This is a genomic window from Streptococcus oralis, from assembly GCF_026782085.1.
GTDB classification, from domain to species: Bacteria; Bacillota; Bacilli; order Lactobacillales; family Streptococcaceae; genus Streptococcus; species Streptococcus oralis_DA.
This window is the reverse complement of record NZ_JAKUVW010000007.1, coordinates 56,989-76,659: the sequence shown is the minus strand read 5'-3', so window position 1 is coordinate 76,659 and position 19,671 is coordinate 56,989. Positions and strand designations below refer to the sequence as shown.

Here is a 19,671-nt window from a genome sequence, read left to right as displayed (position 1 = left end):
GCCTTTTTAATTATTTTACTTTAAGCAAAGACAGACTATGAAAGTTTGGAAGATTTGCTTTTCGAAGCTTGTTTTGCATCTTTTCTTGCTTGACGATTTTGCTCGATGCGCCATTCTCTTTCATAGTACTTCATGGCATCATAGACCCTTTCAGGAAGTCCTACATCTAGTAGAAAGATAGGGATAATTAAATCTGCTGACGGATGAAAAGGGAGAATCCTTCTCTTCAACAGAGCTAGAAAGGATTGGGATTTCACATTTTCCTTGTTTTTAAAATAGACTTCAATCCGATAAGAATCCCTATACTTCCCTCGAATCCGAGAGAAGGAAAAGTCTTCTACATCTGCCCAAGCGTAGAAATGACTAGGTTTCTTTGGATTTTGTTTGTAGTAAAACCCCTCGACAGTAAATCTCAAATATTCCTTATCGGAACTTAACAGCCTGTATGTCTGATAAACGACTACTCCAGCACAAAAGAGGACAAGCAGTATTAATAACAGACTTATCGTATGAAGTCTGGTTCCCTTTTGCGAGTACAAATGGAGATAAGAGAGAGGCAGCAAGAAGAAAAGCACTGAAGCCAAGCCAAACAAGGCATTCCAAATGATTTTCTTGGGACTATGTTTAATGACTTTTTCTTCCATCATGCCAACTCACTTAGGTATTCATAGCGTTCGTATTTTTCAAGGAGTTCTTCGTTTTTCTCATCTAGCTCTTTCTGAAGCGTCGCCAGTTTGCCAAAGTCAGAGCCATTTGCCTGCATCTCTTCTTCAATAGCAGCAATACGATTTTCCAAGGCTTCAATATCCCCTTCAATGCTTCCCCACTCCTGCTTTTCTTGGTAGGTCATACGCTTCTTGTCTTCACGGACCTTGACCACTTTTTCCTTTTCGGCCTTTTGCACTTGATTGGCCATATCAGTTTCAAAGTTTTTTTCATCAAGGTAGTCGGTGTAATGACCAAAGAAAGGACGAATCTTGCCATTCTCAAAGGCGAGAATCTTGGTCGCTACCTTATCCAGGAAATAACGGTCGTGGCTAACTGTCAAGACAGGACCTGAAAAGCTCTGCAAGAAATTCTCCAAGACTGTCAAGGTTGCAATGTCTAGGTCATTGGTCGGCTCGTCCAAAAGAAGAACATTTGGTTTTTCCAAAAGCAATTTGAGAAGATAAAGGCGTTTTTTCTCGCCACCTGACAATTTCTCAATCAAGGTTCCATGCGTCGAACGTGGGAAGAGAAACTGCTCTAGCAACTCTGCAATGGAAGTCGTAGAACCACCACTGGTCTTAACTTCTTCTGCTACTTCCTGCAGGTAATTGATAACGCGCTTGCTTTCATCCAAACCTTTAATTTGTTGAGAGAAATAGGCGATGCGAACCGTCTCACCGATGATAACTTGGCCTTTAGTCGGCTCAAGACTTCCTGCGATGAGATTAAGCAGAGTTGACTTCCCGACACCATTATCCCCAACGATTCCGATACGGTCTTTGGCTTGCACCAAGAGATTAAAATCTTGCAAAATTGGCTTGTTTTCATAGGCAAAGGAAACATCCTGAAACTCGATGACTTTCTTCCCAATCCGACTGGTTTCAAAGTTCATGGTCAAGTCTGTATCAGCAACGCCACCTGAAACTTCCTTTTTCAAGTCATGGAAACGATTGATACGGGCTTGTTGCTTGGTCGCACGCGCTTGCGGTTGTCTACGCATCCAGGCCAGTTCTTGCTTATAGAGTTGTTCTTTCTTGTGGAGAAGGGCAGCGTCACGCTCATCTTGTTCAGCCTTGAGGCGAACATAGTCCTGATAATTTCCCTGATACTCGGTCAAGCCTGCTCGGTCCAACTCGAAAATCCGCGTTGATAGTGCATCTAGGAAATAACGATCATGGGTGATAAAGAGAACCGTCTTCTTGGAATTTTTCAAAAAGAGGGTCAGCCACTCGATGGTCGCAATGTCCAGATGGTTGGTCGGCTCGTCCAGTAACAAGAGGTCGTGGTTTCCTAGGAGAACTTGCGCTAACTGAACCCGTCTTCTCAGACCGCCTGACAATTCCCCAACAGGAGTAGATAAGTTCTGAATGCCCAACTTGCTGAGAACCGTCTTGACCTGGCTTTCAATTTCCCAGGCTTGGAGAGAATCCATCTCTGCCATGACCCGTTCCAAACGAGCCTGCTTATCCTCACTGTAGTTGAGCATGATTAACTCATACTCACGAATGAGCCGGATTTCCTTGAGGTCGCTGGATAGAACCGTATCCAAGACCGTCTTGCTATCATCAAAATCAGGATCCTGTGTCAAGTAGCCAATCTTATAGTCGTTCTTAGCCGAAAAGGGACTGACATCCCCATCAAAGCCAGAAACACCAGAAAGAACATCTAACAGAGTGGTCTTACCCGTCCCATTGACACCAATCAGACCAATTCTATCCAAGTCATGGATGATAAAGGAAATATCCTTAAAAACGGTCTTGTCACCAACGGATTTGCTTAGTTTTTCAACGATAAAATCACTCATTTTTTCTCCCTCAGGTAAGCATGGATAGCTTGACGATCATTTTCCAATTCTCCATCGACAATGGCAAACTCAATCTCTGTTAAAATCTCTCCCAAGTCTGGTCCTGGCTGGTAACCATATTCCTTAATCAAAATTCCACCATTAATCTGAATTTCTTTCTTGTCATGAATGGTCAAACTATGGTAAGTTTCTTTGATGGTTTGTGGGTTGACTTCTTTCCCTTGGGCCTGACGAAGACTTTCAGCTTGTAGAAGGGAATCCAAGTCAAAGCGGTAACAATCACGCTTGCTCAGCTCACCTTCTTCTCGCAAAGCCAAAATAGTCAGTAAATCCTGCACCTGCTTGGCAAACTGTCGTGAGGTTTTCCAAGCTTTCAAAAATGGCTGTGCATCTTTAATCTCCATAGCCCACAATAGAGCCGCCCAGGCTTGTTCGGAAGACTCAAAAGTGAAATCAGTCTTCAAATCAAACAGTTTGTTGAGCTTGTCTTGGCTTCCTGCCATATCTGGAAGATAGTCATAAGCTCGACTCTCAATCATGGAAGCCAGACCAACTCGCCAAAAAGGTGCCAGCAAGAGCTTATCAAACTCAACGAAGGTGCGCTCCACAGAAATTTTCTCCAAAAGTGGCGTCAAAGTCTTCATCGCTTCAAAAGTTTCTGACTCAAGTTTAAAACCGAGACTGGCCTGAAAACGGAAACCACGCATAATTCGCAGAGCATCTTCGTTAAAACGCTCACTAGCCACTCCAACTGCTCGTAAAACTTGGTATTTCAAATCTTCTAAACCATGGAACAAGTCAATGATTTCACCTGTCTCATCCAAAGCGAAGGCATTGACTGTGAAATCACGGCGCTTGAGGTCTTCTTCTAGCGAACGCACAAAGGAAACCGCACTGGGTCTGCGGTAGTCCACATAGACATCTTCGGTCCGAAAGGTGGTTACCTCATACTCCTCGTCCCCATCTAAAACTAAGACAGTTCCGTGCTCGATTCCAATATCGGCTGTTCGCGGAAAAATCTGCTTGGTCTCCTCTGGATAAGAAGAAGTCGCAATATCCACATCGTGGATGGGACGATTGAGGAGGGCATCTCGAACAGAGCCCCCAACAAAATAGGCCTCAAAGCCTGCTTCTTTAATTTTTTCTAATACTGGTAAAGCCTTCTGAAATTCAGAAGGCATTTGCGTTAATCTCATAATAAGTGTTCTAATCCATAGACAAGCTCATGACGCTTGACAACTTCTTTGATTCCCAAATTGACCCCTGTCATGAAGGAGCTGCGATCATAGGAGTCATGACGAAGGGTCAATCCTTCTCCCTGATTGCCAAAGATAACTTCTTGATGAGCTACTAAGCCTGGCAAACGAACTGAGTGGATCCGCATGCCATCAAAGTCAGCACCACGAGCACCCGCAATCAATTCTTCCTCATCAGGCGCACCTTGCTGGATTGATGCCCGAACTTCCGCCATCAACTCAGCTGTTTTGATAGCTGTTCCACTCGGAGCATCTTTTTTCTTATCATGATGGAGCTCGATAATCTCCACATTTGGGAAATATTTGGCAGCCTGCGCCGCAAATTGCATGAGCAAGACAGCTCCCAAGGCAAAGTTAGGGGCAATCAAGCCACCCAAATCTTGTTTACGGGAAAATGCTTTTAGTTCTGCAATTTCTTCACTAGTGAAGCCTGTTGTCCCAACCACTGGAGCAAAGCCATTTTCAAGAGCAAAGCGTGTATTTTCGTAGGCAACAGCTGGTGTGGTGAAATCCACCCAGACATCTGCTTCAAATCCAACCAAGTCAACCTTATCATTGAAGACAGGAATTCCCTGCCACTCTGACTCAGACTCAAACGGATCCAAAACTGCGACCAAGTCCAAGTCTAGATCAGCCAAGACCATCTGACAAGCGGCCTGGCCCATCTTTCCCTTAAACCCAGCAATAATCACTCGAATACTCATCTCTACTCCTGTCTAAGATACAAAGCTTGTAAGAACACAAAGTGAAAATAGGAGTTCTGATCAAGGAGTGTCTACTCCTTGGAAGAACTATCTTTTTCACACAGGGTTCCAGGCGTGTTCAATTATCAAGATACAAAGGACGTTAGCTGCCCATGAAAAATAGGGAATGGCGCTGACTTTCCATGAAAGGCAAGACAGGCATCTTTTTTCAAGAGGCAGATAGTCCGTGTTCAATTTCTAAGATACAAAGCCTGCCCAGAACAATCTAGACAACTGGCGTATAGCTCAAGGCGATACTGCCTTCTCCAAGGTGGGTCCCAATGACACTACCAAAGCTGACAATTGGAATCTCAGAATTCACACCACTCTCCATCAAAAGCTGACGTAAATCCGCTGCCTTTTGAGGAGCGTTTCCATGAATGACTGTAATACGGTAGTCCCCATCTTTTGTCAACTCTTTGATGATTTCCACCAAACGTTTGATTGCTTTTTTCTCTGTACGAACTTTTTCATAAACCTCAATCACACCTTGGTCATTGAAGTAAAGAATGGCCTTGATACTGAGAAGATTTCCTAGGATGGCCGCCCCATTTGACAGACGTCCTCCCTTAACCAAGTGATCAAGGTCATCTACTATGATAAAGGCCGAGTTATCGGCGATTTGGATAGCCAATTTCTCCTGAATCTGAGCAAAATCATCGCCTTGTTCTGCCCAATCAAAGGCACTCTCTACCATAAATCCTAGAGGGGAACTTGTGATATGGGTATCTGGAAAGGCAATGGTCAAACCTTCATACTCGTCTAACATATATTGGATATTCTGATAAAAGCCTGAAATTCCTGACGAAAGAAAGAGGCCCAAGACATGAGTATAGCCTTCATCTTTCAAGGAACTTAGAATCTCATCCAATTTGGCAATACTTGGTTGACTAGTTTTAGGCAATTCTGCAGACTGAGCCATTTTTTGATAAAATTCTTCAGCAGTCAGATTGACACCTTCAACATACTCCTCCCCATCAATATTGACAGGAATATCCAAGATAAATAGATTCTCTCTTTGCAGCGTCCTCTCCTCTAAATAGGCTGAAGAATCTGTAATGACAGCTAATTTCATGGCTAAAACTCCAAATTGATTCCTGGAAGATCCAAGGCGATTTCTGTTACTTCATACGTCAAACGATTAAGCATGTTCAAACATGGACGTGCCAAGGTTTCGACTTCTTCTTGGTTAAATTCACTTGGTTCGTTAACAATACGATCTTCCACATGGTTAACTTGAGAAATCGTTCCACTGATAACAAATTTGTCAAAGACAATCATAAAGCTCAAGATAACAACTAGCGAGGTTACTTGGTTTTCTTGGTCGTATTGGAGCAACTGGAAATTCACGTCTACCTTGGTTTCAGGAGCCCCATTTTCATTTTCCCATTCAAAGTTACGAGCATCAAAGTGATACTGGCTAACAAATTCTTGTTCTCGTTTAAGATTCATTTCTCTCTCCCATTGCTACAATTTACTATGCAATTGTACCACATTTTTATCATTTCATCTAGTTTTCTAGGCTTTAGTCAATACCGATCTCATCTTTAACAACAGTAGCAATCGTATCTACATAGTAATTGACTTCTTCTGTTGTAGGTGCCTCTGCCATAACTCGCAATAGAGGTTCGGTACCACTTGGGCGAACAAGGATACGGCCGTTTCCTGCCATTTCTCCTTCCATCTTTTCGATGATTGCCTTGATGGCTGGTACTTCCATGGCTTTTTCTTTCATAGCATTTTCCACTCGGATATTGACCAGTTTTTGTGGGTAAATCGTTACTTCTGATGCCAGTTGAGACAAGGTTTTACCGGTTTCCCGTATAACTTTTGTTAATTGAACGGCAGTTAACTGTCCATCACCTGTCGTATTGTAATCCATCAAGATAACGTGACCAGACTGTTCACCACCAAGGTTATAGCCTGATTTTCTCATTTCTTCGACGACATAGCGGTCACCAACTGCAGTGACTGCCTTGTTGATACCTTCACGGTCCAAAGCCTTGTGGAAGCCGAGATTAGACATAACGGTTGTCACGATGGTGTTTTGAGCTAACTGGCCTTTTTCAGAAAGGTATTTCCCGATGATGTACATGATCTTATCACCATCAACAATGTCGCCATTTTCATCAACAGCAATCAAACGGTCACTGTCTCCGTCAAAGGCCAAACCGATAGCTGACTGGCTTTCTTTGACCACTTCTTGAAGAGCTTCTGGGTGTGTTGAACCCACATTCAAGTTGATATTAAGACCATCTGGTGTCTCACCGATAACTGTCAACTGAGCACCAAGATCAGCGAAAATCTGACGGGCACTTGTAGACGCTGCACCGTTCGCTGTGTCCAAGGACACTTTCATTCCCTCAAGAGGCGTTCCAGTTGAAACAAGGTAGCCTTCATACTTACGCAAACCTTCTGGATAGTCCACTAAGGTTCCCAAGCCTTCGGCACTTGGACGAGGAAGAGTATCTTCAGTAGCATCTAGCAAGGCTTCGATTTCTGCTTCTTTTTCGTCATCAAGTTTGAAGCCATCCCCACCAAAGAATTTAATTCCATTATCAAGGGCTGGGTTGTGACTCGCTGAAATCATGACACCTGCACTGGCTCCCTCGGTTTTGACTAAGTAAGCAACTGCTGGTGTTGCAAGGACACCAAGTTTGTAGACGTGAATCCCTACAGAGAGAAGACCTGCCACCAAGGCTGATTCTAACATTTCTCCTGAGATACGTGTATCACGTCCTACAAAGACTTTAGGGGCTTCTGTTTCGTGTTGGCTAAGAACATATCCACCAAAACGTCCCAGTTTAAAGGCCAATTCTGGTGTTAGTTCTACGTTTGCTTCTCCACGGACTCCATCTGTCCCAAAATATTTACCCATTTTATTTATCATCCTTTTCTATTATTTATTATTGTTTAGACGAATCTGATTTTGTTTCTGAACTCGTTGAAGACGAACTGCCTTCTGAGGAACTTGTTGACGAGTTACTTGAACTAGACGTTGCTGTTTTTGTTGTAATTTTCATAGTTGTGTCAAACGGCATAATGACGCTTGGTAAGACATTTCCATTTTTATCGACTGCTTGTAGAGGAACAGAGGACGAGTAGTTTCTAGTTATCCGTTCACTCGTCGGTAAGATGGCAATGACACGATCTACTTTGGAGAGGGTTTCCTCATCACTAATAACCGTTACTTTTTCATCTGATACAGTAACGGTATCGATTTTCACGCGAGAATCAATCTGACTAGGATCAATCTCCGGCACAACAATGACATTGTCTCGTTTTGCTTTTTTACCAACCTTCACTGTTATCTTTTGCGGTGTCGCAACAGCCGTCAAACCACTCGGAAGATTTTCAATGGTTAGAGGAACTTCGATGGTTCCTACACTGGCATCAGAAAGATCAGCCGTCACCTTAAATTTGCGGGTACTTTCCTGCATCTCACTCGCTAAAGCAACTCTGTTTGAGCCTGTTAGAAAGACCGTCACCTCAGATGTAAAACCACTGATAAAATACTGATCACTGTCATACTGAATATCAATTGGGACATTAAGAACTGTGTTTGTATAAGTCTCCGTCCGCACCTGTCTGGCACTGTTGCTATTCTGATAGTTTGTCAATGTTGCATAGATAAAGAGAATGCAGGCGAAAAAGAAGGAAGAAATGATGTATAGACTATTTTTTCTCATGTTTCAATCCTCCTAGCAAGCGCTCTTTCAGACCTTGCTTTTTCTCTGATTTTGGAAGTAAGATTCTTCTTAACTCCGATTCAAACTCTTCCAAGGTCAAATCGTGCTTAAAGACTCCATTATAGGTGATGGAGATTCCACCTGTTTCTTCCGAAACCACAAAGGTAAGAGCATCTGATACTTCCGACAAACCAATCGCCGCCCTGTGACGCGTTCCAAACGCCTTGGAAATCCCGGTATCTTCAGTCAAGGGTAGATAGGCTGAAGTTACAGCAATCCGGTTTTCTTTGATAATGACAGCACCATCATGCAAGGGAGTATTGGGAATAAAAATATTGATAAGCAATTCAGCCGAAATTTTAGCATCTAAAGGAATCCCTGTCGAGATGTATTCCTGCAAGGTTCTTACTCGCTGAACCACTACAAGCGCCCCAATCTTACGAGGACTCATGTATTCAACTGATTTCACAAATGCACGAACCATCTGCTCTTCCGCACTGATAGGGGCATTGGAGAAGAAATCAGTAGCCCGGCCCAATCGCTCCAAACCTGTTCGAATCTCTGGTGAAAAGATAACCACCGCTGCAATCACCCCGTAGGTGATGATCTGATTGATCAACCAGGAAATAGTCGTTAAACCAATCATATTGGAAAGAATCTGGGCTAGAATAAAAACTAAGACTCCACGGACCAATATCATAATCTTGGTGCCTGCAATAGCTTTAGTAAAATGATATAAAATATAAGTCACAATGAGAATATCAATCAGATTGGTGACTATACTCCAAGGACTTGAAAACAAACTCGTCCAGTATTGTAAATTGGATAATTGTTGAAAATTCATCCTTGGCCTCCTCCCTGTCAAAACACTTTACTCATCATTATACCATTTTTTGCCCATTTTTTCCCTATCCTACCTCATTTTAAATTAAGCAAAAATATGATAAAATAAACTGACTAGAAAAAACAAAGGAGAAATCATGTCTCAACTCTATGATATTACCATTGTAGGTGGCGGTCCTGTCGGGCTCTTTGCTGCCTTTTACGCCCACCTACGCCAAGCCAAAGTCCAAATCATCGACTCTCTTCCCCAGCTCGGTGGTCAACCAGCTATCCTCTACCCTGAAAAGCAAATCCTTGATGTTCCAGGTTTTCCAAACTTAACCGGAGAAGAGTTGACCAATCGCTTGATTGAACAGCTAAACGGCTTTGATACCCCTATTCATCTCAATGAAACAGTTCTTGAGATTGAAAAACAAGAAGAAGGCTTTGCCATTACAACCTCTAAAGGTAGCCACCTGACTAAAACAGTTATCATTGCCATGGGGGGTGGTGCCTTTAAACCGCGTCCGCTCGAACTAGATGACGTCGAAAATTATGAAAATATCCACTACCACGTTTCCAACATCCAGCAATACGCTGGTAAGAAAGTGACCATCCTTGGTGGTGGGGACTCAGCAGTAGACTGGGCTCTGGCTTTTGAAAAGATTTCCCCAACTACCCTTGTTCACCGCAGAGATAATTTCCGCGCCTTGGAACATAGTGTGCAAGCCTTGCAAGAATCATCTGTAACCATCAAGACACCGTTCGTCCCTAGCCAACTTCTTGGAGATGGAAAGACACTCGATAAACTAGAAATCACCAAAGTCAAATCAGATGAAACCGAAACTATCGAAGTAGACCATCTCTTTGTCAACTATGGTTTCAAATCATCTGTTGGCAATCTTAAAAATTGGGGTCTGGACCTCAACCGTCACAAGATTATCGTCAATAGCAAGCAAGAATCCAGCCAAGAGGGTATCTACGCCATTGGGGACTGCTGCTACTATGAAGGTAAGATTGATTTGATCGCTACAGGACTGGGTGAAGCTCCAACAGCTGTTAACAATGCCATTAACTACATTGACCCTGAGCAAAAAGTACAACCCAAACACTCAACCAGTTTATAAGAAAAACACCACGAATCAACTGATTCGTGGTTTTATAATTCATCTGCAATCTTGTTTATTTTTCTCAGTCTGTGGTTGACACCACTCTTGGTCAGGGGATTGCTCAAGCTATCTGCCAACTGCTGGATAGAGTAGTCTGGATGCTGGATTCGCAACTGCGCTACCTCCTGCAAATCCACGGGTAAATTTTCCAAACCGATTCTATCTTTGATTTTACCGATATTATTGATAGTCTTCATGCTGGCAGAAACTGTCCGAGCGATATTAGCTGTCTCGGCATTATTAGCCCGATTGAGATCATTACGGGTTTCACGCAAAATCTTGACGCGCTCAAAATTATCACGCGCCTGCATGGCCCCAATCACGATCAAGAAATCCATGATGTCCTCTGCCCGCTGAAGATAGGTAACCGCACCTTTCCTGCGCTCAATGACCTTGGCGTCCAGCAAAAACTGCTGAAGAAGAGAGGCCAACCCTTGGGCATGGTCCAGATAAACGGAACTGATCTCCAACTGGTACTTGCCAGACTCCGGATCTCGGATGCTACCATTTGCCAGAAAGGCCCCACATAAGTAAGCACGACCAGCTTCTTCATCTGCTAAAATATCGGGATCGATACCTGTCTCCAAACCAAAGAAGGAATCTGCAAGCCGCAAATCAGCTAAAAGCTCCTGCACCCTCTCATCTGTATAGACCGTATAGACACGATTCTTACGAAGATTGCTTCTCTGATGGTGACGAATCTCTGACTTGATATCATAAAAATGGAGAAAGGACTCATAAAGGTGCCGAGCTAACTTGGCATTTTCAGTTACAACTGACAAGGTCAAGCCTGAAGTCGAGAGACCGATACTGCCAGACATCTTGATAATGGCAGACAATTCATGACGGCTGAGATGATGTTGACCAAGAATTTCTTCTTTTACTGCTACTGTGAAACTCATTTTCTCACCTGTATAATGCGCATTAATTCGTCTACAATCAAATCGCCATCATGGAAGGCCCCTCCATTTTCCAAACGAAGGAAGTTGGATGAAATCACACGAGGGACCTGCTTGCAAAGACCAGCAAAATCATGCTCTACCTGAACCAAATATTCATCAAAACGGTTGGTATCCATGTATTCTCTAGGAACCTTTTCGATATTAACCAAGACCGTATCAATAAATGGCCGACCTAAGTGTCGATGGAGGACTTCCACGTGGTCACTGTCTGAAAAGTGCTCTGTTTCCCCACGCTGGGTCATGATATTGCAGACATAGGCGATCTCCGCCTTGGTCTCCAAGAGTGCCTGTCCAATCTCCTCGATGACAATATTGGGCAAAATCGATGTAAAGAGGGAACCAGGCCCCAAGACAATCATGTCACTCTCGAGAATGGTATTGACTACTCGACGGCTGGCTTGCGGTGTTTCATCATCCAAGGTATTGGTCACATAGACATGGTCGATCATGCCGGGATGATCTGCAATGTGGCTCTCACCTGCCACCTCAGAACCGTCTTTAAAGACTGCATGCAGTGTCAAAGGCTGATCGCTTGAGGGGTAGATTTTTCCTGTTGTGTGGAAAAAGAGACTTAGCAGCTGCATGGCATTATAAGTGGACCCTTGCATTTCAGATAGGCCAGCAATGATAATATTTCCTAGCGGATGACCCGCAAAAGCTCCAGCCTCTTCTGAGAAACGGTACTGAAAAACCTTCTCATAAAACTTAGGCATATCCGACATGGCTACCAGGACATTGCGAAGATCTCCTGGTGGTGTCAGCTGTTGGATATTCTTTCTTAGTTCACCAGAAGAGCCACCATCATCAGCTACCGTTACGATGGCTGCGATATCAACATCCTTTTCTCGCAAGCTTTTCAAAATGACGGGGATACCTGTTCCTCCACCAATTACAGTTATCTTTGGTTTTCTCATGAACGGTTTACCGTTTCCTTTCTTCTGTCTTTGTCACGATGGCTTTCATTGACAGGCCAGTTTTTAGCAAGGTCCTCAGCGATTCGTTTTGCAAAAGCAACACTACGGTGTTGTCCACCTGTACATCCTACTGCAATGGTTAAAACAGACTTTCCTTCTTTTTTGTAACTTGGCAAAATGGGCTCAATCAAGGCGAGTAAGTGCTGATAAAAACTTTCAGACTCTTCATGATTCATCACATAGTCATAAACTGCTTGATCCTCACCTGTCTGATTACGGAGTTCAGGGAGGTAGTATGGATTTGGCAAGAAACGGACATCAAAGACCAAGTCTGCATCAATAGGGATACCATACTTGAATCCAAAAGACATGACCTCGATACGGAAAGACTGGGCTTGTTCTTGGTCTGAAAATTGCTCAGCAATGGTTTTACGCAGTTCACGCGGAGTGAGTTCTGTAGTATCCACCACGTTTTGGCTCATGTTTTTCAAAGGTGCTAAGAGTTCACGTTCCAGCTTGATGCCATCTAAAATCCGACCATCAGCAGCTAGAGGGTGACTTCTTCTAGTTTCCTTATAGCGTGCCACCAATTCCTTATCTGCGGCGTCTAAAAAGAGAATTTTGAAATCCAAATCATCTTGGTTTTCCAATTCATCCAAAACGGCCTGAATCTCTAAAAAGAAGGAACGGCTCCGCATATCGACTACCAAGGCCAGTTTGTGGTCATCATCCTTGGTCTCTACCAACTGCAAAAACTTTGGCAAGAGGGCTGGTGGCATATTGTCAATAGTGAAATATCCCAAATCCTCGAAGGACTGAATGGCTACCGTTTTCCCTGCACCACTCATCCCTGTTACAATTACCAGGTGAAGTTGTTTCTTTGTCATCTATCTCTCCTTATATCAAAAAAAGTTTGGCAGAGCCAAACTTCAACTAGCTTATCCAATCTCTGCGATCACTTCAATTTCGACTTTTACATCACGAGGAAGACGTGCAACCTCTACAGCTGAACGAGCTGGGAACTCCTCTTTAAAGGCAGTCTGGTAAACCTCGTTAAAAGGAACAAAGTCGTTCATATCGCTCAAGAAGCAAGTTGTTTTAACAACATGGTCAAAGTCTGTTCCTGCTTCAGCCAAAATAGCAGCAATGTTTTTCAAAACTTGTTCGGTCTGTTCTTGGATCGTTTCTCCTACAATTTCTCCAGTTTCAGGAGATAGGGGAACTTGACCGCTCGCAAACAAAAGATTGCCAACGATTTTCCCTTGAACATAAGGTCCGATTGCTTTTGGAGCTTTGTCTGTATGAATTGTTTTTGCCATTTCTTTCCCTCACAATTTTTCTAATATTGCATCCCAAGCCTGATCCATCCCTGCCTTGCTGACAGATGAAAAGAGGATGAAGTCGTCATTTGGGTCAAAGTTTAATTTCTTTCTGATTGCTGATTCGTGCTTGTTCCACTTACCACGAGGAATCTTGTCTGCCTTGGTCGCAACGATGATAACTGGAATCTCATAATACTTGAGAAATTCGTACATCTGCACATCATCTGCTGACGGGTCGTGACGGAGATCCACCAAACTGACGACCGCACGGAGATTTTCCCGAGTCGTTAGGTACTCCTCAATCATGCGCCCCCACTTTTCACGCTCCTTTTTGGAAACGCGGGCATAGCCATAACCAGGCACATCCACAAAGCGCATCTTGTCATCAATGTTGAAAAAGTTGAGTAACTGGGTTTTCCCAGGTTTTCCTGATGTACGGGCCAAATTCTTTCGGTTCAACATGGTGTTGATAAAGCTAGATTTGCCAACATTTGAACGTCCTGCAAGGGCAATCTCTGGTAGGTCATCCTGCGGATAGTGGGACTTGTTTGCCGCACTGAGCAAGATTTCAGCATTGTGTGTATTGATTTCCATAGTCACCTCTAGGCTGTTTCTAGGATGGGTTTTTCCGTTCCATCGACAGCTTCTTTCGTGATGCGAACCAATTTCACATTTTCTTGACTTGGCACTTCAAACATAACATCTAGCATGGTTTCTTCAATGATTGAGCGAAGACCACGCGCACCAGTTTTGCGTTCGATGGCCTTATTGGCGATTTCCTGAAGGGCTTCATCGTCAAATTCCAACTCGACATCGTCATAGGAAAGCAAGGTTTGGTATTGTTTGACCAAGGCATTTCTTGGCTCTTTCAAGATACGAACCAAGTCATCAACTGTCAATTGCTCAAGAGCAGCAAAGACAGGCAAGCGTCCAATCAACTCAGGGATAATACCAAATTTTTGAATATCTTCTGCGATGATTTCTTGCATGTAGGAGCTGTTTTCGTCAATTGCCTTGTTATTTTGGCCAAAACCGATGACTTTTTCTCCCAGACGTTGTTTAACGATTTCTTCGATGCCATCAAAAGCACCACCCACGATAAAGAGGATATTTTTAGTATCCACCTGAATCATCTCTTGTTGTGGATGTTTGCGTCCTCCTTGAGGCGGTACGCTAGCGACAGTTCCCTCGATAATCTTGAGAAGGGCTTGTTGTACCCCTTCGCCCGAAACGTCACGTGTGATAGACACATTCTCGCTCTTCTTGGCAATTTTGTCAATTTCATCTACGTAGATAATCCCACGTTCTGCACGTTCGATGTTAAAGTCAGCAGCCTGCAAGAGTTTGAGGAGGATATTTTCTACGTCCTCACCCACATACCCAGCCTCAGTCAGAGCTGTCGCATCTGCAATAGCGAAAGGCACGTTCAAGCTCTTTGCCAAAGTCTGAGCCAAGAAAGTTTTCCCTGATCCAGTTGGACCAATCATCAAGATGTTTGACTTCTGCAAATCCACATCTTCTGACTCTTCACGCGTATCGTGGAAATTGATGCGTTTATAGTGATTGTATACAGCCACTGCCAAGGCACGTTTGGCACGATCCTGACCAATCACATAGTGGTTTAAGATATTGAGGAGTTCGATTGGTTTTGGTACTTCAGACAAGTCTGCCAAGACTTCCTCGGCCAACTCCTCCCGAATGATTTCCTGGGCCAACTCCACACATTCATTACAGATAAAGGCGTTGTTCCCAGCGATTATTTTCTTTACTTCTTCTTGGCTTTTGCCACAAAATGAGCAATAAACCATCATATCATTTTTCCTATTTGTAGGCATGATTTCCTTCCATTCTAATTTATCATTCTATCTAAAATAAGGTCATATAAAAAGCGTGGACACTGTTGACCAGATTGGTAAAAGCATTCAACCAGAGTAAGGCAGACAGTCCATAGCGCTTCTTACGAAAAGCCTGTGCTCCAGTCAAAATACAGATCACACACAAAAAAGCTGTAAAAAATCCAAATATACTGCGCTCCATTAGACTTCCTTTCTATCTCGGTATTCGATGATAAAATCATAGTCGTTTTTCTCATCTCGGGTGTAAGATTTGCTTGCAACTGTCTCAAAACGAGACAAATCAAACTCCTCAGGAAAATAGGTATCTCCCTCCACCTGAGCATGAATCTGTGTCACGATGATTTCATCTAAATAAGGCTCAAAAGCCTGAAAAATCTGTTTTCCGCCAATGATATAGAGATTTTTTTCCTGACTCTGATACCACGCTAAAACAGACTCCACATCTTGAAATACGAGCGCCCCATCTATGATTTCTTCGCTATTGCGCGTTAAAATCAGGGTTTGCCGTTTTGGAAGCAGACGACGTCCCATGCCATCGAAGGTCACTCGTCCCATCAGTATAGCATGATTTAAAGTTGTTTCCTTAAAATGTTGCAACTCTGCCGGCAAATGCCAAGGGAGACGATTTTCTTTCCCAATCACACCTTTTTCATCTTGGGCCCAAATGGCTATGATTTTCTTTGTCATGCTTCCGTCCTTTTTATTGATACTACTATTTTATCAAAATTCTCCCAAAAAGGCTGTTTTGAAACGCGCGCAAAAGAGAGAAAAGGAGCAGGCTTCATTCAGCCTGCTCCTCTCGTCCCTAGGATATATATTTTTTTGCTTCTGATTCGATTTTTTCAACCACTTCTTGGATACTTAGTCCAGTTGTGTCAAGGTAAACTGCATCCTCAGCCTGTTTGAGAGGTGAGGTTTCACGATGACTGTCCTTGTAGTCACGCGCAGCAATCTCTTCTTTCAACGTTTCCAAATCTGTCTCAATGCCTTTGGCAATATTTTCCTTGTAACGACGCTCTGCTCTTTCTTCAACAGAAGCCACTAAGAAAATCTTGAGTTCAGCTTGTGGTAAAACAACTGTCCCGATATCACGCCCATCCATAACGATACCACCTTGCTGAGCAATCTCTTGCTGGAGAGAAACCAGTTTTTCACGCACTTCAGGAATAGCAGCGATGCTTGAAACCTTGTTGGTCACTTCATTTTCACGAATCGGATGCGTAATATCAACATCTCCTACAAAAACAAGTTGCTCACCTGTTTCTGAACGACCAAAACTAATGGGGTGTTGGTTAAGAAGCTCAAGAAGTTGGTCTACATTTCCTGCATTCAACTGGTGTTGGAGCGCTATATAAGTCGCAGCACGGTACATAGCACCTGTATCGAGATAAGTATAACCAAAATCCTTAGCGACAATCTTTGCGACCGTACTCTTACCACTCGAAGCTGGACCATCGATAGCAATTTGAATTGTCTTCATGACCGACTCCTATCTTGTCTTAATCACATCACCTGGGTTGGCAAACCAAGATCCAGATGACATGTGAGAAGGATTTAGGGCTTCTAGCTGGGCAATGGAAATCCCTGCACGTTGAGCAAGAGCTGCTTCTCCCTCTCCAGGCTGTACTGTAAGTGTTCCTTCACCCTCTGTATGTTCTTCCGAACTGCTCTCTGAAGGTGTTGATTCAGAAGAAGCTGTTTCCTCTACCTTGCTACTTGAAGATGATGATGCTTCCACTTTAGAACTTGCACTTGTAGAAGGAGACGATGCATCATAGAAGTCCTTCAAAGATGAAGTACGATTGCTTCCTCCGGTTGATAGGTAAATCAATACAACTACCATCGCTACAACGATTACAAAGAAGAGGCTAGCTAGAACCGTCAAGACACGATTGGCAACAACGCCTTTCCCTTTTTGTTTCCGGTGTCGACGCTCTGATCTTGTTTCTTCCTCATTGTTTTCGTAAATATCTTCTTGCCACGGTTCTTTTTCCATACCTTACTCCTTGTTTTTTTTACATTTTCTTATTACAATATAAATATGAAAGTCACACTTATACCCGAACGGTGCATCGCCTGCGGGCTTTGCCAAACCTATTCTGAACTCTTTGATTACCATGATAATGGAATCGTTCGATTTTACGATGATCCAGTTGAATTGCAAAGAGAAATCGCTGAGACCAGCGATGTTCTGGAGGCCATCAAAAATTGTCCTACAAGAGCGCTTCTAAAAGATCCATCGTAGGAAGCAGGGAATAAATATAATTGTTTTTTCTCATTTTTCCCACACCTACTAGTTTAGCATATTTCTAGGTAAAATTATAGTCTTTTTTGGTTATTTTTTTCCTTCAATAATAGAAAGGCCACTTTTTTCTTTGACGAGATAGAGTGGTCTTTTTTTGGTCTCTAGATAAATCTTACTAATATACTTTCCGAGAATCCCAATGGTCAGGAGTTGAATCCCTCCAAGAAAGAGAATGACAGCCATCAAAGAGGTCCAACCAGATGTCGGATTTCCCAAGATAAGAGTCCGAAACACTACAAAAATAGTCATCACAAAAGAAATAAAACAAGATAGAAGTCCCGCTACAAAGGCTATACTCAAGGGAAAATCTGAAAAGTTAAGAATTCCTTCAATCGAGTAGAAAAAGAGTTGTCTAAAACTCCAACTGGTCTTGCCAGCCTGTCGTTCAACGTTTGGATAATCAAGATAGTGCGTTTTAAAACCCACCCAGGCAAAGAGTCCCTTAGAAAAACGATTGGATTCGGTCAGTGTTAAAATAGCATCTACCACAGACCTTCTCATCATGCGAAAATCACGGACACCTGAGGGCAAGGCTACTGGGCTGATTTTTTGCATGAGGCGGTAAAAGAGGTCCGCACAGAGACTACGGAAAAAGGGTTCTCCCTCCCGACTAGTTCTCCGTGTCCCAACACAGTCTATGTCTGCATTTTGGTCTAGTAAGGCTTTCATCTCAAGTAGCATACTAGGAGGATCCTGAAGGTCTGCATCCATCACGACCACCAAGTCTCCAGTTGCATGCTGCAAGCCTGCGTATAAGGCTGCCTCTTTCCCAAAATTTCGTGAGAATGAGACATAACGGACCGCAGGATTTTGCTCCCGATAGGCCTTCAAAAGCTCCAAGGTCCCATCGCTTGAGCCATCGTCTACAAATACATATTCGAGTTCTGCTCCCAAGTCAGGGAGCAGAGCTTCCACAGACTGATAAAAAAGAGGAAGTACTTCCTCTTCGTTTAGACAAGGAACGATGATTGAAATCATCATCTTAGTCTTCAAATCCATTTGGATGCTTGCTTTGCCAACGCCATGCGTCTTCACACATTTGGGTGATGTCGAGTTCTGCTTCCCATCCGAGCTCTGCTTTGGCTTTTGCTGGGTCTGAGTAGCAGGCAGCGATATCACCTGGGCGGCGTTCTACGATGCGGTAAGGAATAGGACGTCCCACTGCTTTTTCCATGTTTTGGATAATTTCAAGAACGGAGTAACCTTTACCAGTTCCAAGGTTATAAACATTAAGACCTGAACCTTTTTGAAGCTTTTTCAAAGCTGCAACGTGACCTTTAGCTAGGTCTACGACGTGGATATAGTCACGAACACCGGTTCCATCTTCTGTATCGTAATCATCTCCAAACACTTGTACTTGTTCTAGTTTGCCCACTGCTACTTGTGAAACATAAGGCAAGAGATTGTTTGGAATTCCGTTAGGATTTTCTCCCAAGTCACCGCTCTCATGTGCTCCGATTGGGTTGAAGTAACGCAGCAAGACCACATTCCATTCTGAGTCTGCCTTGTAGATATCGGTCAGAATTTCCTCTAGCATAAGCTTGGTACGACCGTATGGATTGGTCACTGAAAGTGGGAAATCTTCTAAGATTGGAACAGTGTGAGGATCTCCGTAAACTGTCGCCGAAGAACTGAAGATGATGTTCTTACAGTTATTTTCTTCCATGGCTTTTAGAAGGCTGACAGTTCCTGCGATATTGTTGTCATAGTAGGTAAGAGGGATACGTGTTGATTCACCAACAGCCTTCAAACCCGCAAAGTGAATGACACCAGTCGGTTCTTCCTGCTTGAAAATATCTCTGAGTGTATCTGTGTCACGGATATCTGCCTCATAAAAAGGAATCTCAACTCCTGTGATTCTTTCAACAACTTCTAAACTTTTACGATTGCTATTGACAAGATTATCCACCACAACCACTTGATGACCTGCTTGGATCAACTCAATAACAGTGTGGGTTCCGATAAATCCAGCACCACCAGTTACCAAAATCTTTTCTTGCATCTTTCTTCCTCGATTCTCGGATTATTTTTTCTTATTTTATCATTTTTGATAGGGAATGTCATTTGACATCCTAAACCACCTGCTAAAATTTTAGTAAAATGCTTATACTCTTCGAAAAT

22 protein-coding genes and 1 pseudogene are annotated in these 19,671 nt (G+C 43.2%); 2 read left to right on the top strand and 21 right to left on the bottom strand.

The features are described 5' to 3' along the window. Nucleotides 1-35: 35 nt before the first annotated feature. The 9 genes from MK395_RS09805 to cdaA all read right to left on the bottom strand — a co-directional run bounded on the left by MK395_RS09805 (nucleotide 36) and on the right by cdaA (nucleotide 9,044). Nucleotides 36-647, bottom strand: coding sequence for a hypothetical protein (locus tag MK395_RS09805; RefSeq protein WP_268711778.1), 612 nt, complete (start codon nucleotides 645-647; stop codon nucleotides 36-38). Beyond that, nucleotides 644-2,512, bottom strand: coding sequence for an ABC-F family ATP-binding cassette domain-containing protein (locus MK395_RS09800; RefSeq protein ID WP_268711777.1), 1,869 nt, complete (start codon nucleotides 2,510-2,512; stop codon nucleotides 644-646). Before MK395_RS09800 ends, MK395_RS09805 begins: the two co-directional genes overlap by 4 nt. Beyond that, the gene (locus tag MK395_RS09795; RefSeq protein WP_008284388.1) at nucleotides 2,509-3,708 is read right to left on the bottom strand and encodes a CCA tRNA nucleotidyltransferase; all 1,200 of its coding nucleotides are present in this window, start codon (nucleotides 3,706-3,708) and stop codon (nucleotides 2,509-2,511) included. Before MK395_RS09795 ends, MK395_RS09800 begins: the two co-directional genes overlap by 4 nt. Then, nucleotides 3,705-4,472, bottom strand: coding sequence for a 4-hydroxy-tetrahydrodipicolinate reductase (gene dapB / locus MK395_RS09790; RefSeq protein WP_000027862.1), 768 nt, complete (start codon nucleotides 4,470-4,472; stop codon nucleotides 3,705-3,707). The genes MK395_RS09795 and dapB overlap by 4 nt, the downstream gene beginning before the upstream one ends. A gap of 265 nt (nucleotides 4,473-4,737) precedes the next feature. Next, the gene (locus MK395_RS09785) at nucleotides 4,738-5,586 is read right to left on the bottom strand and encodes a DegV family protein (RefSeq protein WP_000762168.1); all 849 of its coding nucleotides are present in this window, start codon (nucleotides 5,584-5,586) and stop codon (nucleotides 4,738-4,740) included. A 2-nt stretch (nucleotides 5,587-5,588) separates the two neighbouring features. Next, entirely contained in the window at nucleotides 5,589-5,963 is a 375-nt protein-coding gene (locus MK395_RS09780; protein ID WP_195216801.1) for a DUF1149 family protein, read from the bottom strand. A 73-nt stretch (nucleotides 5,964-6,036) separates the two neighbouring features. Beyond that, a complete protein-coding gene (gene glmM, locus MK395_RS09775) occupies nucleotides 6,037-7,389 on the bottom strand; it encodes a phosphoglucosamine mutase (RefSeq protein WP_007521280.1) in 1,353 nt (450 codons plus the stop codon). Between the two features lie 28 nt (nucleotides 7,390-7,417). Beyond that, nucleotides 7,418-8,200, bottom strand: a complete 783-nt coding sequence (locus tag MK395_RS09770; RefSeq protein ID WP_001230923.1) for a CdaR family protein — start codon at nucleotides 8,198-8,200, stop codon at nucleotides 7,418-7,420. Then, a complete protein-coding gene (gene cdaA / locus MK395_RS09765; RefSeq protein WP_125825806.1) occupies nucleotides 8,187-9,044 on the bottom strand; it encodes a diadenylate cyclase CdaA in 858 nt (285 codons plus the stop codon). The genes MK395_RS09770 and cdaA overlap by 14 nt, the downstream gene beginning before the upstream one ends. 136 nt (nucleotides 9,045-9,180) lie before the next feature. Between cdaA and MK395_RS09760 the strand changes: the two genes are divergently transcribed. Next, the gene (locus MK395_RS09760) at nucleotides 9,181-10,149 is read left to right on the top strand and encodes an NAD(P)/FAD-dependent oxidoreductase (RefSeq protein WP_268711776.1); all 969 of its coding nucleotides are present in this window, start codon (nucleotides 9,181-9,183) and stop codon (nucleotides 10,147-10,149) included. A 32-nt stretch (nucleotides 10,150-10,181) separates the two neighbouring features. Here MK395_RS09760 and whiA read toward each other — a convergent pair whose 3' ends face one another. The 10 genes from whiA to MK395_RS09710 form a co-directional block, all read right to left on the bottom strand. Further along, the gene (whiA, locus tag MK395_RS09755) at nucleotides 10,182-11,093 is read right to left on the bottom strand and encodes a DNA-binding protein WhiA (protein ID WP_125441278.1); all 912 of its coding nucleotides are present in this window, start codon (nucleotides 11,091-11,093) and stop codon (nucleotides 10,182-10,184) included. Beyond that, complete coding sequence (locus tag MK395_RS09750; RefSeq protein WP_001231059.1) at nucleotides 11,090-12,067, bottom strand: YvcK family protein; 978 nt, start codon at nucleotides 12,065-12,067, stop codon at nucleotides 11,090-11,092. Before MK395_RS09750 ends, whiA begins: the two co-directional genes overlap by 4 nt. Further along, nucleotides 12,064-12,954, bottom strand: coding sequence for an RNase adapter RapZ (gene rapZ / locus MK395_RS09745; protein ID WP_268711775.1), 891 nt, complete (start codon nucleotides 12,952-12,954; stop codon nucleotides 12,064-12,066). Before rapZ ends, MK395_RS09750 begins: the two co-directional genes overlap by 4 nt. Before the next feature lie 51 nt (nucleotides 12,955-13,005). Further along, complete coding sequence (locus tag MK395_RS09740; RefSeq protein ID WP_001140417.1) at nucleotides 13,006-13,386, bottom strand: RidA family protein; 381 nt, start codon at nucleotides 13,384-13,386, stop codon at nucleotides 13,006-13,008. A gap of 9 nt (nucleotides 13,387-13,395) precedes the next feature. After that, complete coding sequence (gene yihA / locus MK395_RS09735; RefSeq protein ID WP_268711774.1) at nucleotides 13,396-13,983, bottom strand: ribosome biogenesis GTP-binding protein YihA/YsxC; 588 nt, start codon at nucleotides 13,981-13,983, stop codon at nucleotides 13,396-13,398. A gap of 8 nt (nucleotides 13,984-13,991) precedes the next feature. Beyond that, entirely contained in the window at nucleotides 13,992-15,224 is a 1,233-nt protein-coding gene (clpX, locus tag MK395_RS09730; protein WP_002874765.1) for an ATP-dependent Clp protease ATP-binding subunit ClpX, read from the bottom strand. 31 nt (nucleotides 15,225-15,255) lie between these two features. Beyond that, nucleotides 15,256-15,426 carry a hypothetical protein gene (locus tag MK395_RS09725; RefSeq protein ID WP_000442252.1) on the bottom strand — a complete coding sequence of 57 codons (171 nt, stop codon included), beginning with the start codon at nucleotides 15,424-15,426 and terminating at the stop codon, nucleotides 15,256-15,258. Beyond that, nucleotides 15,426-15,932 (bottom strand): dihydrofolate reductase, encoded by a 507-nt coding sequence (locus MK395_RS09720; RefSeq protein WP_268711773.1) that lies wholly within the window; start codon nucleotides 15,930-15,932, stop codon nucleotides 15,426-15,428. Before MK395_RS09720 ends, MK395_RS09725 begins: the two co-directional genes overlap by 1 nt. Nucleotides 15,933-16,050: 118 nt before the next feature. Further along, the gene (cmk, locus tag MK395_RS09715; protein ID WP_268711772.1) at nucleotides 16,051-16,725 is read right to left on the bottom strand and encodes a (d)CMP kinase; all 675 of its coding nucleotides are present in this window, start codon (nucleotides 16,723-16,725) and stop codon (nucleotides 16,051-16,053) included. Nucleotides 16,726-16,734: 9 nt separating this feature from the next. Then, complete coding sequence (locus tag MK395_RS09710; RefSeq protein ID WP_000410186.1) at nucleotides 16,735-17,241, bottom strand: SAG1386/EF1546 family surface-associated protein; 507 nt, start codon at nucleotides 17,239-17,241, stop codon at nucleotides 16,735-16,737. Nucleotides 17,242-17,286: 45 nt separating this feature from the next. Here MK395_RS09710 and MK395_RS09705 point away from each other — a divergent pair, with 45 nt between their 5' ends. Beyond that, entirely contained in the window at nucleotides 17,287-17,490 is a 204-nt protein-coding gene (locus tag MK395_RS09705; protein WP_002874767.1) for a ferredoxin, read from the top strand. A 74-nt stretch (nucleotides 17,491-17,564) separates the two neighbouring features. On the opposite strand, the pseudogene MK395_RS09700 reads toward MK395_RS09705, so the two are convergent. Continuing rightward, nucleotides 17,565-18,549, bottom strand: a pseudogene (locus tag MK395_RS09700) (glycosyltransferase family 2 protein). Next, a complete protein-coding gene (gene galE / locus MK395_RS09695; protein ID WP_084943037.1) occupies nucleotides 18,533-19,552 on the bottom strand; it encodes a UDP-glucose 4-epimerase GalE in 1,020 nt (339 codons plus the stop codon). Before galE ends, MK395_RS09700 begins: the two are co-directional and overlap by 17 nt. Nucleotides 19,553-19,671: the final 119 nt, after the last annotated feature.

Coding starts and splice junctions, on each gene's coding strand:
- MK395_RS09795 (WP_008284388.1), bottom strand. CDS start 3,708: ATGAGATTAACGCAAATGCCTTCTGAATTTCAGAAGGCTTTACCAGTA.
- dapB (WP_000027862.1), bottom strand. CDS start 4,472: ATGAGTATTCGAGTGATTATTGCTGGGTTTAAGGGAAAGATGGGCCAG.
- galE (WP_084943037.1), bottom strand. CDS start 19,552: ATGCAAGAAAAGATTTTGGTAACTGGTGGTGCTGGATTTATCGGAACC.
- MK395_RS09760 (WP_268711776.1), top strand. CDS start 9,181: ATGTCTCAACTCTATGATATTACCATTGTAGGTGGCGGTCCTGTCGGG.
- rapZ (WP_268711775.1), bottom strand. CDS start 12,954: ATGACAAAGAAACAACTTCACCTGGTAATTGTAACAGGGATGAGTGGT.
- glmM (WP_007521280.1), bottom strand. CDS start 7,389: ATGGGTAAATATTTTGGGACAGATGGAGTCCGTGGAGAAGCAAACGTA.
- MK395_RS09740 (WP_001140417.1), bottom strand. CDS start 13,386: ATGGCAAAAACAATTCATACAGACAAAGCTCCAAAAGCAATCGGACCT.
- MK395_RS09720 (WP_268711773.1), bottom strand. CDS start 15,932: ATGACAAAGAAAATCATAGCCATTTGGGCCCAAGATGAAAAAGGTGTG.
- MK395_RS09710 (WP_000410186.1), bottom strand. CDS start 17,241: ATGGAAAAAGAACCGTGGCAAGAAGATATTTACGAAAACAATGAGGAA.
- MK395_RS09770 (WP_001230923.1), bottom strand. CDS start 8,200: ATGAGAAAAAATAGTCTATACATCATTTCTTCCTTCTTTTTCGCCTGC.
- whiA (WP_125441278.1), bottom strand. CDS start 11,093: ATGAGTTTCACAGTAGCAGTAAAAGAAGAAATTCTTGGTCAACATCAT.
- MK395_RS09705 (WP_002874767.1), top strand. CDS start 17,287: ATGAAAGTCACACTTATACCCGAACGGTGCATCGCCTGCGGGCTTTGC.
- MK395_RS09785 (WP_000762168.1), bottom strand. CDS start 5,586: ATGAAATTAGCTGTCATTACAGATTCTTCAGCCTATTTAGAGGAGAGG.
- MK395_RS09725 (WP_000442252.1), bottom strand. CDS start 15,426: ATGGAGCGCAGTATATTTGGATTTTTTACAGCTTTTTTGTGTGTGATC.
- cdaA (WP_125825806.1), bottom strand. CDS start 9,044: ATGAATTTTCAACAATTATCCAATTTACAATACTGGACGAGTTTGTTT.
- yihA (WP_268711774.1), bottom strand. CDS start 13,983: ATGGAAATCAATACACACAATGCTGAAATCTTGCTCAGTGCGGCAAAC.
- clpX (WP_002874765.1), bottom strand. CDS start 15,224: ATGCCTACAAATAGGAAAAATGATATGATGGTTTATTGCTCATTTTGT.
- MK395_RS09780 (WP_195216801.1), bottom strand. CDS start 5,963: ATGAATCTTAAACGAGAACAAGAATTTGTTAGCCAGTATCACTTTGAT.
- MK395_RS09750 (WP_001231059.1), bottom strand. CDS start 12,067: ATGAGAAAACCAAAGATAACTGTAATTGGTGGAGGAACAGGTATCCCC.
- MK395_RS09800 (WP_268711777.1), bottom strand. CDS start 2,512: ATGAGTGATTTTATCGTTGAAAAACTAAGCAAATCCGTTGGTGACAAG.
- MK395_RS09805 (WP_268711778.1), bottom strand. CDS start 647: ATGATGGAAGAAAAAGTCATTAAACATAGTCCCAAGAAAATCATTTGG.
- cmk (WP_268711772.1), bottom strand. CDS start 16,725: ATGAAGACAATTCAAATTGCTATCGATGGTCCAGCTTCGAGTGGTAAG.